We start from the raw sequence: 15,524 nt of genomic DNA, 5'->3' as shown, positions 1-15,524 counted from the left end.
ATATAGGTTATTGAACATCAATAATTTTTAACTTGATTATGTATTTTTAGGGATGATTTTGATGGTAAGTTTTCGTTTATCTCCATTGTTTTTAGGAACAAGTCTTCTAATTGGTTGTGGAATATTCAATCTTCATGCAGCAGAGCCTCAACTTGTACTTGATCCCTTACCGCAAAATGACGCTTTGCTTAAATTGATGGGGAATCTTGAATCGAAAAGAGATCCCAAATGCCATGCAACAGCCACTCGCCTAGAAGGTTTGATTTATGGAACGCCTTTAACAGACGATGCTCGATATTTGAAAGCAGAATTACAACAGACATTAATTCGTCAAATATGGGTAGAAGCCGCTGAAAAAAGTCCATCGCTGGAAACGTTATCACTCGAGCAGGTAAAACCTGTCACCGATAAACTATTCAAAACGGTGCAGCAAGATAACAGTTGGAGAGTTATAACCCCATCATCTTCAATTGATATCGATAAGCGTGATCAAGAGCATTATGGATCAATCGCATATAGTTTTAGGGCTATGTTAGCTGTTCAGCAAGAAGCGTTGTTAGATTTTGATGCTGACTTACCCATGTTAAGTGATGATGCCGCTCAATATATTATCAGCCAAATTGATTTGGTAACTTTATCCTTATTAAAGCAGGCTGATACTTTTGCAAGAGTGAACAACCAATACCAAGTTTCTAAAGCGACCTTGTCTGAAAGCTGGAAAAGCTTATTTACAGACTCAACTGTTCAACTCATTGCAGGTAATGAGAGAAAAGTTGGCAATCCGACAGTTTCAAAGGTGCAATCTACAGGTTTACTTGATAAGTTAATTGATCAAAAAATTACTGCTTTTGAACAATATAATCAAGTCAATCAGACCTTATTTGCAAGGAATCTTCAAGTCTATTTTGCTAAGTTAGCACTTCCCCAGAATGAAGAGCAGTCAGCGGAGTTTAAACGTTACTTTACTGAAGCGATGATTGCTTTTAGTGCTAACTTCTATTTGCAATCACAAGCTCAAGCGCAAATTCAACAAGGTACTGTGATTAAAGAAGCTGATGTCGCAATCGCGATGGATCACCTTTTACCACACAGTGTTAATGAATATGAAGATGTCATATTTTATCCAAAATATCCCCAGGATAAACAATTGGTTATTGAATCTTATGATATGGATTCGTTCAGAGATTCTGGACTGCACTGGCTTTATTTAAAAGAAGCACTATCAGATTTAGGTGAACGTGTAACATTAGAAGCAGACCCTTTTGCTGCCGAGTTACTGACTGAAGCTATTGCTCATTACGGTGTGTTGTTGCTTCGTACATCTGGTGAACAAGGAAAAGCAAAAAATCAACCCGAACTTTCTGCTTCATTAGTCACTAGTGCCTATGAAAAAATACATAATGAAATAAATGTTTATCATCAATATCAGCCTGAACCGATTTCAGCTCCGGTTATTGTTTCTGCAAATAATCAAGATAACCCAACAATCCGTTACTTTGATAATGTCACCGTTCAGCAAGGGGTTAACGTAGAACATCGCTCTTCAGACTGGTTAAGTCGTCAATTACGTAGTTACTTAAACAAGGATGCTAATACTGGTATTTCTACTATTCCACCGGCATTCGGCGGAAGTGGAGTGGCGACAGAAGATATCAATGGTGATGGCCTAGTTGATATTTTTATTCTTAGTGGGCTGGGTAATAAGCTTTATTTAAATCGTGGAAATGGTTTTGAAGATGTGACTGTAAAGTCGGGTTTAAATAATGTGAGTCAACGTAATGCGAAGGGCTCTACTCAAATGCTTGCTGGAGAGCCTCGTCAACCTCTTATTGCTGATTGGGATAATGATGGTGATCAAGATTTGATGATAACTTACGTGGATGAACCACATCGTATTTACAGTAATAATGGTGATGGCACATTTACAGAAGTAACGGCTAAAGCAAATCTTGGTGGAGCTAGTAAAGTTGGGGGGCCAGCAACAACGTTTGATTTTAATAATGATGGGCTGCTTGACATCTATATTGAATACTTTGGTAATTATCTTAAAGGTGACTTACCCACTCTTAAGCGTAGAAATGATAATGGTGGCGTGAATGAGCTTTATATTAACAAGGGCAATTTTGTTTTTGAGAAAGCTAAAGATGCACTAGGAGCTGATAATTCAGGTTGGGGACAAGCTGTCACGCATACCGATTTAAATATGGACGGTTGGCAAGATCTCATTGTTGGTAATGATTTTGGAATAAATGCCTATTACATAAACCAAAAAGGTAAAGGCTTTATTGACTACGCAGAAAGATTGGGTACCGCGAAACCCTCTTACACGATGAATATTGGCTTGAGTGACCTTAATCAAGATGGGATTGCTGATGTTTATATTTCTAACATTGTGACCATGAATAAAGATCAGAAATATGTATTACCTAGTGAAGATACGCCTGCACAATTTAACCCAGACAAACTTGCTAACATGCGCGTTGTGGAAGGTAATGATCTATTTATTAGTGGTTTTACAGCAAATGGTGCGTTGAAATATCAAGCGAGTGGCAAAGTGGGAAGGGGATATTCATCAACTGGTTGGGCGTGGGATGCTGACTTTTTTGATGTCGATAACGATGGTGACGATGATCTATATGTTTTAAATGGTATGAACGATTATTATGTTTACTCAACGAATAATCCTTACTATGCGGATCCAAATACTGGAGAAAGCATTAATGCCCATTTTCCAGATGCATCAAAGGCAAGTAATGTATTCTTTCTTAATAATGCAGGAAGATTAACTAATGCCTCTGCTCAAAGTGGACTCGATTTTGTAGGTAATTCTCGTTCAGCAAGCTATTTTGATTTAGATAATGATGGCGATTTAGATGTCATTGTGAATAACTATCATGATAAAGCGCAGCTATTTGAGAATAAAGCAGAAACGTTAAACAATAACTGGTTGAAGATCCGTTTACAGGGCTCGCCTAAAGATGGTGTTAACCTTGATGGCATCGGCGCACAAGTTATTATAGGTTTTGGTGAAGCGGGCTATGGCTGGCGTCAAGTTAGCGGAAGCCAAGGTTATATGTCTGTGCATCCAAAAGAGCAAGTTTTTGGCTTAGGCAAAGATAAAAAAGCTAAAGTTACCGTGATATGGCCCAATGGAAAGCGTCAATTTTTCGATGAAGTTGATGCTAATCGTAGTTACACAATTACATATCCACAATAGTACTTTCAATAGTGAGTGCTTTGCTTATTTTGGGGAGTGACTTAGAGCGATGAGAACCATTATTATTTTTTTCGCTTTACTAATCTTTAATGGTTCTGTTGTAAACGCTTTGCCTAGTTCATTTAAGGTAATCGATGAAAAACGTTTAAATGCTTTTGAAAGTCAGCGTGACTGGTTAATTCAGCAACAAGTGGTGTCTGAAAACATTATTGAGCCAGAGTATATTAACTCACTTATTTTTGCGACCTCGCCATATTTGATCAGTCATGCATTACAACCTATTGATTGGCAAGAATGGCAACATCAATATCAAGATGGTAGTGGTACTGATAAGTTATTATTTATTTCTATTGGTTATTCAACCTGTCATTGGTGTCATGTTATGGCACAAGAGAGCTTTAGTGATCCGGAAATTGGTAAATTACTCAATGCTGATTATGTGAGTGTTAAAGTAGATAGAGAGCAATGGCCGCTAGTGGATAATCGTTTTAAATCGGCATTAGAAATACTCAAAGGTGATGCTGGCTGGCCAATTAACGTCATATTAACTCCGAATGGACAGTTGATTTGGATTGATTCTTATTTATCGAAACAAGAGTTTGCAAAAGTATTGAGCGGATTTGCTAAGCGCTGGAAAATCAAACCAAAGGCAATAGAAGCTTTGGCTAACCAAATTGAGCAAAAGTTATTGCTCGACTCTGCTCCAATAAGTAGCCTCAAACATAAGCCATTGCCTCGCTCTACTTGGGATGCTTTGTTACCAGAGTTACAAACAGAAATTAAACAGACTTTAATTAAAGAGCAAACAGCAACTGGACCTCGTTTTTTTAGAGCTTATTGGGTATTGGGGTTGCTAGATGAGTATCTTCGTACTGATGACAGTTCGCTATTAGATGCAGTACAACAGCATGTCGATGATATTTTATTGAGTCCGACATATGATGCGATCGAAGGGGGCTTTCATCGCTATGCCGTTGATGGAAAATGGCAAATACCTCATTATGAAAAAATGCTTTATACCCAAGCGAATATGATCCAGGTGCTTGTAAAGCTGTATGCCATCACAAAAGAGCAAAGATACCTTGTGACAATAGAGCAAACTCATAAGTGGGTGAATGATTGGTTAACTCAACAGCAAGGAATCGGATCTGCGGTATCTGCGATGTCAGGTGGAGTTGAAGGAGGTTATTATCAGCTTGATGACCGTCATTCAGAGTTAGTAGATTTTAATCTCGATTGGACAAAATCATCAATTGTTAAACAAGCATTTCAAAATCGGAAAAAACTGACTAAACCCCTCGTCGATGAGAAAGTATTGCTTAACTGGAACAGTCTATACGTTGTATCGCTACTGGCATCATATTCTGTTACGAATGATGAGAGATATCTATTACAGTCTAATCAAATTTTGGATGGGCTATGGCACACGTTTGTTATTGATAATCGTGTTTACCGAAGTGCTTTTAATAAGCGAGTAAGCATAGATGCCGAAGCTGAAGATCTTGCATGGTTTGCTGTGGCTAATTTGATGAGGAGTTTTTACGAACCTTGGTTACACAGTGAAACAAAAGATCTAGTTAATAATAAAGCAGTTAGTGGATTAGAACAAAGTATATGGCTACTCGATAAACTAATCGAAAAATTAACTGATATGAATGAGTTAGATAAAGTTCTTAAGCTTAATCGTGATGGTGAACTGCCTTCTACTAGAGGCGTTGTATTTGCAGCATTATCTCTAGGTTATGACGTAACGGGAAATCGTAAATATCTTGAGTTTGCCAATAGACTAAATCATCTTGATGATACAAAAATAAATTCGCTCATAAATGAATACACTTTTGCAGCAGTTCAAGCTAAGCGAACAAAAAATATAGAAACAAATCATGCCTTATTTGCAAAGGGTAACGGTAAAGTCAGTGCAAGGTTAACGAATGGAAAGGTTGAGCTTATTTTTTCAATGCGTCCAGGCTGGCACATTAACGCAAATGAAGTATCTAATCAAAAGTTGATCCCCACTGTAGTCAAATTTCAAAACGTGGAGGCCGATATCACATATCCTCCTATGATAGAGAAAAAACTGGGATTTAATAACAGTGTATTAGAGCTCTATGAGGGTGATTTTCGTGTGCTCTTGCAAGCGAATATCCCCGATACTGATGGGCGAAAAGTGATAATTAATACGCAGGCCTGTTCGAATAAGTTATGTCTGTTGCCTGAATCTCTAACTATTTTCTTATCAGAAGGATAAATTTGTATTCGTTACATCGTTAAAACGATATTCGATAGAAATATCGATATTCGCTACAAATATCGATTTGATATCTCTTTTTGTTATATATTTTGCTTCTATTATAACTTTAAAATGAATCATAAGATGATATGATGTGAAGCGGATTTGAGGGAGCACCTCGAGAATTTATCTTTGTCTAGTTAGATACGGAACTCTATATGTCAGTTAACCTTACTCATTTGAAACAGTTAGAAGCAGAATCTATTCAGATTATGCGAGAAGTTGCCGCAGAATTTGATAATCCAGTGATGCTTTATTCGGTTGGTAAAGACTCATCAGTGTTACTTCACCTAGCAAGAAAAGCGTTTTATCCTGGTAAAATTCCATTTCCTTTAATGCACATCGACACGACTTGGAAATTTAAAGAGATGATTGCATTCCGAGATAAAATGGCTGAAAAATATGGTTTCGAGCTTATTGTTCATAAAAATCCTCGTGGTTTAGCGATGAATATTAGTCCATTTACTCATGGTAGTGCTAAACACACTGATATCATGAAGACGGAGGGCTTGAAGCAAGCTCTAGATAAGCATGGTTTTGATGCTGCTTTTGGTGGCGCGCGACGTGATGAAGAGAAATCTCGTGCAAAAGAACGTGTCTACTCTTTCCGTGACAGCAAACACCGCTGGGATCCTAAGAATCAACGTCCAGAATTATGGAATATCTATAACGGAAAAGTTGACAAGGGTGAAAGTATCCGTGTATTCCCGTTGTCAAACTGGACCGAGCTTGATATTTGGCAATATATTTATTTAGAGAACATCGAAATTCCATCGCTTTATTTTGCTAAACCTCGTCCTGTAGTTGAGCGTGACGGTACATTGATAATGGTTGATGATGAGCGCATGCCGCTTGATGAAAATGATGTAGTTGAAGATAAAATGGTTCGCTTCAGAACATTAGGCTGTTACCCATTGACTGGTGCGGTTGAATCCCAAGCCACTACATTGCCTGAAATTATTCAAGAAATGTTGCTTTGTACAACTTCTGAACGCCAGGGGCGTGTTATTGATAACGACTCCGCAGGCTCGATGGAGAAAAAGAAAATAGAAGGCTACTTCTAGGTCGTTTGTATTTTCTTTAACCGAACATAAGTCAATCTATATTAAAAGATAAAGTACGAGTTATTTATACAATAGCTTGAGCGATAGAGGAACAGACATGAGCGCGAGCGCTAATTTAATTGCTTCAGATATTGAAGCATATTTAAAAGTTCACGAAAACAAAGATATGTTACGCGTTTTGACATGCGGAAGCGTGGATGATGGTAAGTCAACGTTAATTGGACGTTTACTATACGATAGCAAAATGATTTTTGAAGATCAGATGGCTGCGATTGAAAAGGATTCAAAGCGTTTTAATACAACGGATGATGCTTTCGATTTAGCCTTATTAGTCGATGGTTTGCAGTCTGAGCGTGAGCAAGGCATTACTATCGATGTCGCTTACCGCTACTTTGCTACAGAGCAACGCAAATTTATTATTGCAGATACGCCCGGCCATGAGCAATATACTCGTAATATGGCAACGGGTGCTTCAACTTCTGATTTAGCCATTATTTTGATTGATGCAAGACATGGTGTACAAGTACAGACTCGTCGTCATAGTTTTATTTGTTCGCAATTAGGCATTAAGCATGTGGTTATTGCAATCAACAAAATGGACGCGGTTGATTATGACCAATCGGTATATCAAAAAATTAAACAAGATTACCGAGAGTTTGCTGAAGCTTTAGATTTTGAAGATGTTCGTTTTGTACCTATCTCAGCTCTTAAGGGAGATAATGTTGTCAATGAAAGTGACAACATGAAGTGGTACCCAGGTTCTACATTATTGAAACTTCTCAATACTGTATCTGTAGCTAAAGATGCAAATGCTTCTTTCCGTTTTCAGGTGCAATATGTCAATCGTCCAAACCTTGATTTTCGTGGTTTTTGCGGAACGGTTTCTTCGGGCGAAATTCGTGTTGGAGATACCGTCGTTTCTTTACCCTCAGGTAAAGAAAGTAAAATTAAGTCAATTGTAACTTTTGATGGTAATCTTGAAAAAGCTTCGGTAGGCATGGCTGTTACCCTAACACTTACAGATGAAATAGACGTGAGTCGTGGTGATATGCTCGTTAGACCGCATGATCAACCATCATCGTCAAGTCATTTAGAGGCCGATGTCGTTTGGATGGCAGAAGAGCCACTTCAATTGGATCGTGAATATGCGATTAAAGTGGGTAGTAAATCCGTTTATGGTTATGTCGATGCAATTAACTATAAAGTTGATGTAAATACTTTAGATAAGCATCCTGCACAACAATTAGCATTAAATGAAATGGGAAACTGTAACTTCACCGTTACTGCTCCTGTTCAGTTTGATGCCTATAATGTAAATCGAGCAACAGGTGCTTTTATCATTATAGATAGGTTAACTAATGTCACTGTTGGTGCAGGCATGATCCGCGGCGCTATTGATGGTGTTCAAAAGAAGACTCATGAATATTCAGAGTTTGAAATTGAAATGAATGCATTAGTTCGTAAACATTTCCCACACTGGGGTGCCAAAGATATTTCAAGGGGCTAATTTTTATTGTAAGGAAAGTTCACTTCTTTTCAATTTGAGTTGCACTATGAAAGTTGAAGTCGCTTATAGTAATCTTAGGATATATTATGTGCGGCTTCATTTTTATCTAAACCTATAAAGAATCTGCACCTTTTCAGGTTCATAAGAAATATATGCCATCAGAAACATTCTTAACGATAGTCATTTTTGTATTATCCATTGCTGGCCTGATACGTTTTCAGCGAAAACCTGCCGCGGTACTCGGGCTTGCATTATTGGCTTTATCTTTATTCGGGCTAGTTAGCCAGCAACAGCTGCTAAGCAGTATGGTCAATCCAGGATTGGTCACCCTCATTTTATTATTGTTATGCTCTTTCGCACTTGAAAAAACCCGTTTATTGCGAATTATTTCTGCAAAGGTCATTGTGTCTAAGTATGCTTCAACGTGGTTTCGTTTATTTGGCATTACAGCCCTTTGCTCAGCTTTTCTGAACAACACTGCGGTGGTCGCGACACTGATATCCCCAATTCGGAATAATCCACACCATAGTGCTAGTAAATTATTATTACCTTTATCATATGCTGCTATTTTAGGTGGCACACTCACGTTGGTTGGCACCTCAACAAATTTGATCGTCAATAGTTTATACATTGAGGCGACAGGCGAGAGCCTTGCATTCTTTTCATTTACACTTTTGGGTTTAGCATTAGTTGTTGGATGTGGGCTTACTTTAGCATTTACGTCCAGATGGCTGCCTGATGTAGATACTAAAGAGCTCGATTACAAAGGTTATTTTATTGATGCTAAAGTCAAGAAGGGCTCCGAGCTGATTGGGCGCTCTGTCGAATCAAATGGCCTGCGCCATCTAGAGTCACTTTTTTTGGTTGAAGTGGTCAGGAAGGGGCACCTTATTTCCCCTGTTAGTCCGAGTGAAGTTCTGCAAGAAGACGACCGTTTAGTCTTTAGTGGTGATATCACTAAAGTCATGCAGATAAGTCAATTTTCGGGTTTAGAGTTGTTTGCAGACAAAAACGGGCTGTTAGGGACAAATTTGAATGAGGTTGTTGTTAAAGATGAGAGTGTTTTAGTTGGGAAAACACTGAAGTCTGCAGGTTTTAGAGCTTTATTTGATGCAGCCGTTGTTGCAATTAGCAGAGATGGTTCGCAGATTTCGGGTAAATTGGGTGATGTAAAAATAAAAGCGGGTGATTTCTTGGTACTCGCCGTTGGGGATGATTTCAATACCAGACGAAATTTGGCTAAAAATTTTATTATTCTCAGTGGTGTTGAACCTGAGGTTAAAATAAGTGGACCTAAAGCTTGGTTATCAATATTGGGGTTTGTTACCGTCATAGGGTTGAGCGCTCTAGGTGTTATGAATATGCTGCTCGGTTTGCTTGCTTTATTTGGCGTGCTTATTTTTAGTTCTATTATAACGTCAAATGAAGTTATTAGACGTTTCCCTGTCGATATCTGGGTGGTTGTTACCTCAGCCATTTTGATGTCGCAAGCATTGGTGAATGCTGGGGTTGATGTCATGATTGCACAATGGGTGTCTGGCTTTACCAGTTTAGGTTATGTTTATTTTGCGTTAATTCTGATTTATTTTTTGACTTGGATTTTAACAGAGTTAGTCACTAATAATGCTGCAGCAGCGTTAATGTTTCCTATCGGGTATAGTGTCGCATTAGGCTTGGGTGTTGATGTAATGCCATTTGTTATGACCGTAGCATTTGCTGCCAGTGGCAGTTTTGTAAGTCCCTATGGATACCAAACAAATTTGATGGTTTTTAATGCGGGTCAATATAGGTTAATTGATTTTCTTAAAGTTGGTGTACCAGTCAGTGTTGTTTATGCTCTCATCGTTATCATTGGTGTACCTATTTTATTCCCTTTTTAGTTTGATTAAGGATTGTTATGTCTAATAGCCCTATATAGAAATGGACAGCGCAACAGCTAAGTCTTCAGATGTTGTGTGGCATAAAGCTGAAGTGACTTCAGAGGAACGAGCAAAGCTTAAAAAACAAAAGCCGGTTGTGTTGTGGTATACCGGATTAAGTGGTTCTGGTAAATCTACAGTCGCAAATGCAGTAGATAAAATGCTTTTTGAACAAGGTCGTCACACCTACGTATTAGATGGTGATAATGTTCGGCATGGTTTAAACAATGATTTAGGTTTTAGCGATATAGACCGAATTGAGAATATTCGTCGAATAGGGGAAGTCGCGAAATTATTTGTTGATGCTGGCTTGATTGTTTCTACTGCATTTATTTCTCCTTTCCTTGCTGATAGGGAAATGGTGAAAGCATTGTTGTCTGAAGGGCAGTTTATCGAAGTGTATATCGATACTCCACTCGAAGTGTGTGAAAGTCGCGATCCTAAGGGCTTATATAAAAAAGCAAGAGCGGGTGAAATTAAGCATTTTACTGGCATCGACTCTGCTTATGAAGCGCCGATAAAAGCAGATATCCACGTAGAAACTGCAAATAAAGACGTTAAAGATTGTGCAATTCAGATTGTTGAATTTTTAGCGCATAATAAATATATCTAATATTGATGAGTTTGATACAAAAGATATTCAAAGGAATTTAAATGATTTACGACGTGTTTAATGGTGATGCTGATGGCATTTTATCGCTTTTGCAATTAAGAAAAGCAAAACCTTCTGAGACGACATTAATCACTGGCGTGAAACGTGATATTGCATTGGTAAAAAATGTACCACTAAAGTCAGCAAAAAAAGTGAATGTGCTAGATATTTCCTTAGAAAAAAACATTGACCAAGTTAATCTATTACTCGCTGAAGGAGTCGATATTTTATATGCAGATCACCATCGTAGCGGTGATTTGCCAGATTCTAGATTTTTTTCTGCATTAATCGATACAGACCCCAATACGTGTACTGCACTTATCATTGACCAAATGCTGAACGGTCAATATCGTGAATGGGCAATAACGGCTGCTTTTGGCGATAATTTGAACGCACGGGCAAGCCAATTGGCTGAGCAACAAGGATTGAATACACAGCAGGCAGCAGAGTTAAAAGAGCTTGGTGTATTGATTAATTATAATGGTTACGGAGCGGCCATTGAAGATTTACATTATCATCCTGCTGATTTGTATAAACAACTTTTGCAATATGATTCCCCTTTTGATGTGATATCAGACAAGTCATCTCCTTTTAGTTACTTACAGAATGCTTATGCTGAAGACATATCAAAAGCGAAAGCTATACAACCCAGTTATATCTCAGATAGCCTTTTGGTCGTTGAACTACCAAATAGTGCTTGGTCGCGTCGAGTGAGTGGTGTGTTTGGTAATCTTTTGGCGAATGAGGCTCCAAATCGTGCTCATGCAGTGTTAACCACTAATCTTGATCAAATAACGTATACTTTGTCATTAAGAGCACCTATGTTAAATAAACAAGGTGCGGGTGATATTTGTGCTCAATTTGAGACTGGGGAGGAAGAGGCGCTGCAGCCGGAATTAACGCATTGCCTAAAAGTGAGTTAGCGCATTTTATTTCTATAGTTGAAGCAACTTATCAAACCAATGGTGATAAGCAAGTGGAAAGCGTTAATGTTAATTAGCGATGTTGAGGATGCACTATCTTCTATTGTTGAGTTGATGATAACTGCGCGTCGTCAAAGCTTAACTGAACCTGAGTTTGAAGAATTATTTAATGAAGTCGTTATCGAAAAACTCTCGCAGTTATCATATGAGTACCCGATTAACACAGCTCAAATTAGCAAATTAGAAAAGCAACGTTGGAGTGTCTATTGGGATATAATTTTAAATAAACCAATATTTGATGACATGTCATTTTCGATTAATTTATGTGCCGTTGATGGTGTCTTGCTTCAAGCAAGCTATTCTGAACCAGAGAATAAAATATTAGTAATAAAATTAAGATAACTATAAATGGAAAAAGTTCAGGTTTTACTTGCCTCTTATAATGGCGGCTCATTCATCGAAGAGCAGATAGAGAGTATTTTATCACAAGAAAACGTTATCATATCGTTGATGATTCGAGATGATGGTTCAAATGATGGTTCTATTGAACGTATACAGGATTTGTATAAGTCGGATGACCGTATAGTCGTAGTACAAAATAGAACAACTAAAAAAGGACATTTGAACAACTTCAGTGCTTTGTGTGATTTAGGTGTAGGATCAGATGCAGACTATTTTGCATTTAGTGATCAAGATGACCGTTGGCACGTAAATAAGCTCTCAAAATGTCTTAGCCGCTTAAAAGAAATAGAGTTAAAGCAATCTAAAGAAACTCCAGTGCTTATCCATTCGGACTTGAGGGTTGTTGATCAAGATTTAAAAGAAATAGCTCCCTCTTTCATTCGTTATCAAGGAATTCCAGAACCTGATAGACATCAACATGAAACATTTTTACATCAGAATGTCGCTACTGGATGTACCTTTTTATTTAATCGTGCTTTGTTATCGTTAGCTGCACCAGTGCCGTTCGATGCGGTAATACATGATTGGTGGTTCGCGTTGGTTGCTAAGTTTTACGGGGTAATTGAATTTATTGATACCCCCCTTATTGACTATCGGCAACATGAAAGTAATTCGATAGGAGCAATATCTGCCAGTGAACAGCGTAATTTATTCAATGGAAAATTAATTAAAGCGCTTTTAAAGTACCCATCTCATTTAGCTGCCTCAGTAGAACAAGCAAAACAGTTATTATCACTGTCGCAAGTTAAACCTAATATCGACATTGATACTCTTTATCTAAAGAAAATTTCACAGTTTAGTACTTTAAAGGAACAAAGTTTTATTGAACGAGTCAAGTATGTTAATGCCACCTTGGCAGGGCATAAACCGATTGAGGAAAGACTTTATTTCTATGTAGTTTTATTTATTATTCCTTGGATTAAGGACTAATTATAAGTCTATGATAATTTCAATATGCATCCCGCTTTATAAGTCAAATATGATTTATCTTAAAGCCGCAATAGAGAGTGTGCTAAATCAAACTTCAAATAGCTGGAAGCTGATTTTAGTCGATGGCAATGAATTACCAAGTAATGAAGTTAAGAGCTATATAGATAGTATTAATAATCCAAATATTCATTATGTTATCAACTCGGGAGACCGAAGTATCGCAGGTAATTGGAACTATTGCTTGCAGGTTGTTGATACCGACTTAGTGACTCTACTTCATGATGATGATTACTTAGCCTGTAATTACGTTGAAGAAATGCACATACTTTCGAGTCAATATCCCGATGCCGCTGCATTTTTTTCTAATGTCAAAACGATCAATTCTCAAGGCAAAACATGCTTAACTGTTGCGGATTTTGTAAAGACCTTATTTAGACCCAATAAAGTTCATCTAGATCTCTTTGGTGATAACGGATTAGCATCGCTTTTATTAGCTAATCATATTTTTTGCCCAACCCTATGTTATAGATTTAGTAAGCTGCCTGAAGGTCTCTTTGATACTCGATGGAAAATGGTTGTTGACTTTGATCTCTACTGGCGAATTTTAAAAGAAGGGCACCACCTTATTGGCACTAGCCATAAACTTTACGTTTACAGGCGGCATGCTGAAAATCAGACAAGTAAATTAACTCAATCTATGGTGAGATTTGAAGAAGAAAGGGATTTGTATAATGAAATATCCTGCTCCATAGACCCAATAAAGTGGCCGAAGGCAGTTAAAGCCGCCAACTCAAAGTTGATGATCAAACTTCATGTTATGTTTAAACTGTTGACTTCAATTTTCACATTAGACTTCGTTTATGCTAAATCACTATTTAAATTTTTTTTGTTAATGTGGCGATGAAATTGTCATTTACTTTTCGTGTTTCAAGTTAGCTCTATACCTCACGATTGCAAGGTTGTGAGTATAACCATTATTATTAACTTATCTTTTAAGTTACAATGTCCTACTCAATATTTTCTCTGTTAATTCAATGGTAACTAATAGACTTTCTAAAATCAGTGACTTTATAACAACATCTCAGGCTGTGCGGAACGTCGTTTGGTTGTTAATTGAAAAAGGATTGTTATTAGGGAGTAGCTTTTTATTTGCTATCGTATTAACTCGTTATTGGTCTGTCACCCAGCTAGGTGAATACCATTACATTATTGCTTTGTTAGCCTTATTGGCCCCTTTTTCCAATTTAGGCCTTAATTCACTTGTTAGTAGAGAACTCGTCAATCGCCCTGAGCATACTGCTGAAATTATAGGGACGGCCATTATTATGAGGCTAGGTGGAGCTTTCACCGGTGCGGTAATTTTCAGCATATTATCTTTTTGGCTTATTCTTCCTTCATTACAACCACTGTTTTTTGCTCTTCTATCCGCTCAAATAACTCATGCCTTAGGTGTTATCGATTATTATTTTGAGGCCAAAGTTCAATCAAAGGTTTCCGCAATCATTCGAACCACTGTAGGTTTGGGGTTTATGCTACTGAAACTGTTTTTTGTCATCAATGGGGCTAACTTGTCTACCGTGCTCGTTTTGACGATTATTGAGTGGGTATTATTAGCCGCTATGTGGCTATTGGTTTATCAAATTTATCATCGTGGTTTACTCCATTTAACTTGGAACACTAACCAAGCCCGATTTTATTTAAGACGTTGTGGTTGGCTTATAATGTCTAGTATTGCAGCCGTCGTATATTTAAAGATTGATCAAGTGATGTTAGGTATGATGGTCTCAATAGAACAGGTGGCTTTTTATAGTCTAGCAAGTCGGCTGTCTGAAGTTTGGTATTTAGTACCCGGAATAGTTGTTGCTTCATTTTATCCAGCGTTAATTAAACTTAAAAGCAGTGAGGAAAACGGTGCATATAGCACTATGCTACAACGTATGTGTGATTATTTGTGTTGGGGGCTGTTGTTATTGCGTTATTAATGACTTTAGTTGCTCCAGTATTGGTGCCCTTTCTGTTTGGTCATGATTATTTATCCGTGATTGCTATTTTACAAATCCACATTTGGGCTGGCGTGTTTATATTCATGAGGGCACTCTTCAGTAAATGGTTGTTGATCGAGGATATTCCCAAATACTCTTTAGTGACTCATGGTAGTGGCGCGGTGATAAATTTAGTGCTTAATATTTTACTAATCCCGAGTTTTGGTGCATTAGGTGCGGCATGGGCGACATTAATTTCTTATTCTATGGCGTCTTATTTGGGGTTGTTCATTTCACCTAAAACACGCTCTATGGGAATTTTGATGTCCCGCTCACTATTATTACCAATACGTAAATACTTAGGCTGATAACTGTGGCGGATGAAGTGGTATTTTTACCCCTGATCAAGTAACATTCTTCTTCTTTTTTAAATTCGCAAAATACCTTTTCATGAAGACTATCGCTCGTAAGCTTCTCCCAACCAATTTGAAAAATACAATCAGAAGCATATTGGAGAGCTTTGACGCTTTTTTATTGAATCTTCTTTCAATGCCATTTTTTCTTGCTCATCCTAGAAT

The 15,524-nt window shown here is 37.7% G+C and carries 12 protein-coding genes; all 12 read left to right on the top strand.

All coding sequences use genetic code 11. The annotated features are described in order from the left end of the window. The first annotated feature begins 61 nt into the window (after positions 1-61). The 12 genes from HBH39_RS12035 (at position 62) to HBH39_RS11980 (ending at position 15,314) form a co-directional block, all read left to right on the top strand. Positions 62-3,217, top strand: a complete 3,156-nt coding sequence (locus HBH39_RS12035; protein ID WP_167678590.1) for a CRTAC1 family protein — start codon at positions 62-64, stop codon at positions 3,215-3,217. A gap of 49 nt (positions 3,218-3,266) precedes the next feature. Next, entirely contained in the window at positions 3,267-5,465 is a 2,199-nt protein-coding gene (locus HBH39_RS12030) for a DUF255 domain-containing protein (protein ID WP_167678588.1), read from the top strand. A gap of 200 nt (positions 5,466-5,665) precedes the next feature. Then, complete coding sequence (gene cysD / locus HBH39_RS12025) at positions 5,666-6,571, top strand: sulfate adenylyltransferase subunit CysD (RefSeq protein ID WP_167678586.1); 906 nt, start codon at positions 5,666-5,668, stop codon at positions 6,569-6,571. Positions 6,572-6,668: 97 nt separating this feature from the next. Further along, on the top strand, positions 6,669-8,078 hold the full coding sequence (gene cysN / locus HBH39_RS12020; RefSeq protein WP_167678584.1) for a sulfate adenylyltransferase subunit CysN: 1,410 nt from the start codon (positions 6,669-6,671) through the stop codon (positions 8,076-8,078). A 152-nt stretch (positions 8,079-8,230) separates the two neighbouring features. Then, positions 8,231-9,958, top strand: a complete 1,728-nt coding sequence (locus HBH39_RS12015; protein ID WP_167678582.1) for an SLC13 family permease — start codon at positions 8,231-8,233, stop codon at positions 9,956-9,958. Between the two features lie 40 nt (positions 9,959-9,998). Then, the gene (gene cysC, locus HBH39_RS12010) at positions 9,999-10,610 is read left to right on the top strand and encodes an adenylyl-sulfate kinase (protein ID WP_167678580.1); all 612 of its coding nucleotides are present in this window, start codon (positions 9,999-10,001) and stop codon (positions 10,608-10,610) included. Positions 10,611-10,651: 41 nt separating this feature from the next. Next, entirely contained in the window at positions 10,652-11,572 is a 921-nt protein-coding gene (locus HBH39_RS12005) for a DHH family phosphoesterase (RefSeq protein WP_348272996.1), read from the top strand. Between the two features lie 66 nt (positions 11,573-11,638). Beyond that, positions 11,639-11,974 (top strand): hypothetical protein, encoded by a 336-nt coding sequence (locus HBH39_RS12000; protein ID WP_167678578.1) that lies wholly within the window; start codon positions 11,639-11,641, stop codon positions 11,972-11,974. A gap of 6 nt (positions 11,975-11,980) precedes the next feature. Then, positions 11,981-12,964 carry a glycosyltransferase family 2 protein gene (locus HBH39_RS11995; RefSeq protein ID WP_167678575.1) on the top strand — a complete coding sequence of 328 codons (984 nt, stop codon included), beginning with the start codon at positions 11,981-11,983 and terminating at the stop codon, positions 12,962-12,964. 10 nt (positions 12,965-12,974) lie between these two features. Beyond that, a complete protein-coding gene (locus HBH39_RS11990; protein ID WP_280117328.1) occupies positions 12,975-13,868 on the top strand; it encodes a glycosyltransferase in 894 nt (297 codons plus the stop codon). 130 nt (positions 13,869-13,998) lie between these two features. Further along, on the top strand, positions 13,999-14,946 hold the full coding sequence (locus HBH39_RS11985; protein WP_280117327.1) for an oligosaccharide flippase family protein: 948 nt from the start codon (positions 13,999-14,001) through the stop codon (positions 14,944-14,946). Then, positions 14,946-15,314, top strand: a complete 369-nt coding sequence (locus tag HBH39_RS11980; RefSeq protein ID WP_167678569.1) for a polysaccharide biosynthesis C-terminal domain-containing protein — start codon at positions 14,946-14,948, stop codon at positions 15,312-15,314. The genes HBH39_RS11985 and HBH39_RS11980 overlap by 1 nt, the downstream gene beginning before the upstream one ends. Positions 15,315-15,524: the final 210 nt, after the last annotated feature.

The organism is Shewanella aestuarii (assembly GCF_011765625.1).
GTDB classification, from domain to species: domain Bacteria; phylum Pseudomonadota; class Gammaproteobacteria; order Enterobacterales; family Shewanellaceae; genus Shewanella; species Shewanella aestuarii_A.
Note: the sequence above shows the minus strand (reverse complement) of the source record. Positions and strands in the feature narration are given on the sequence as shown.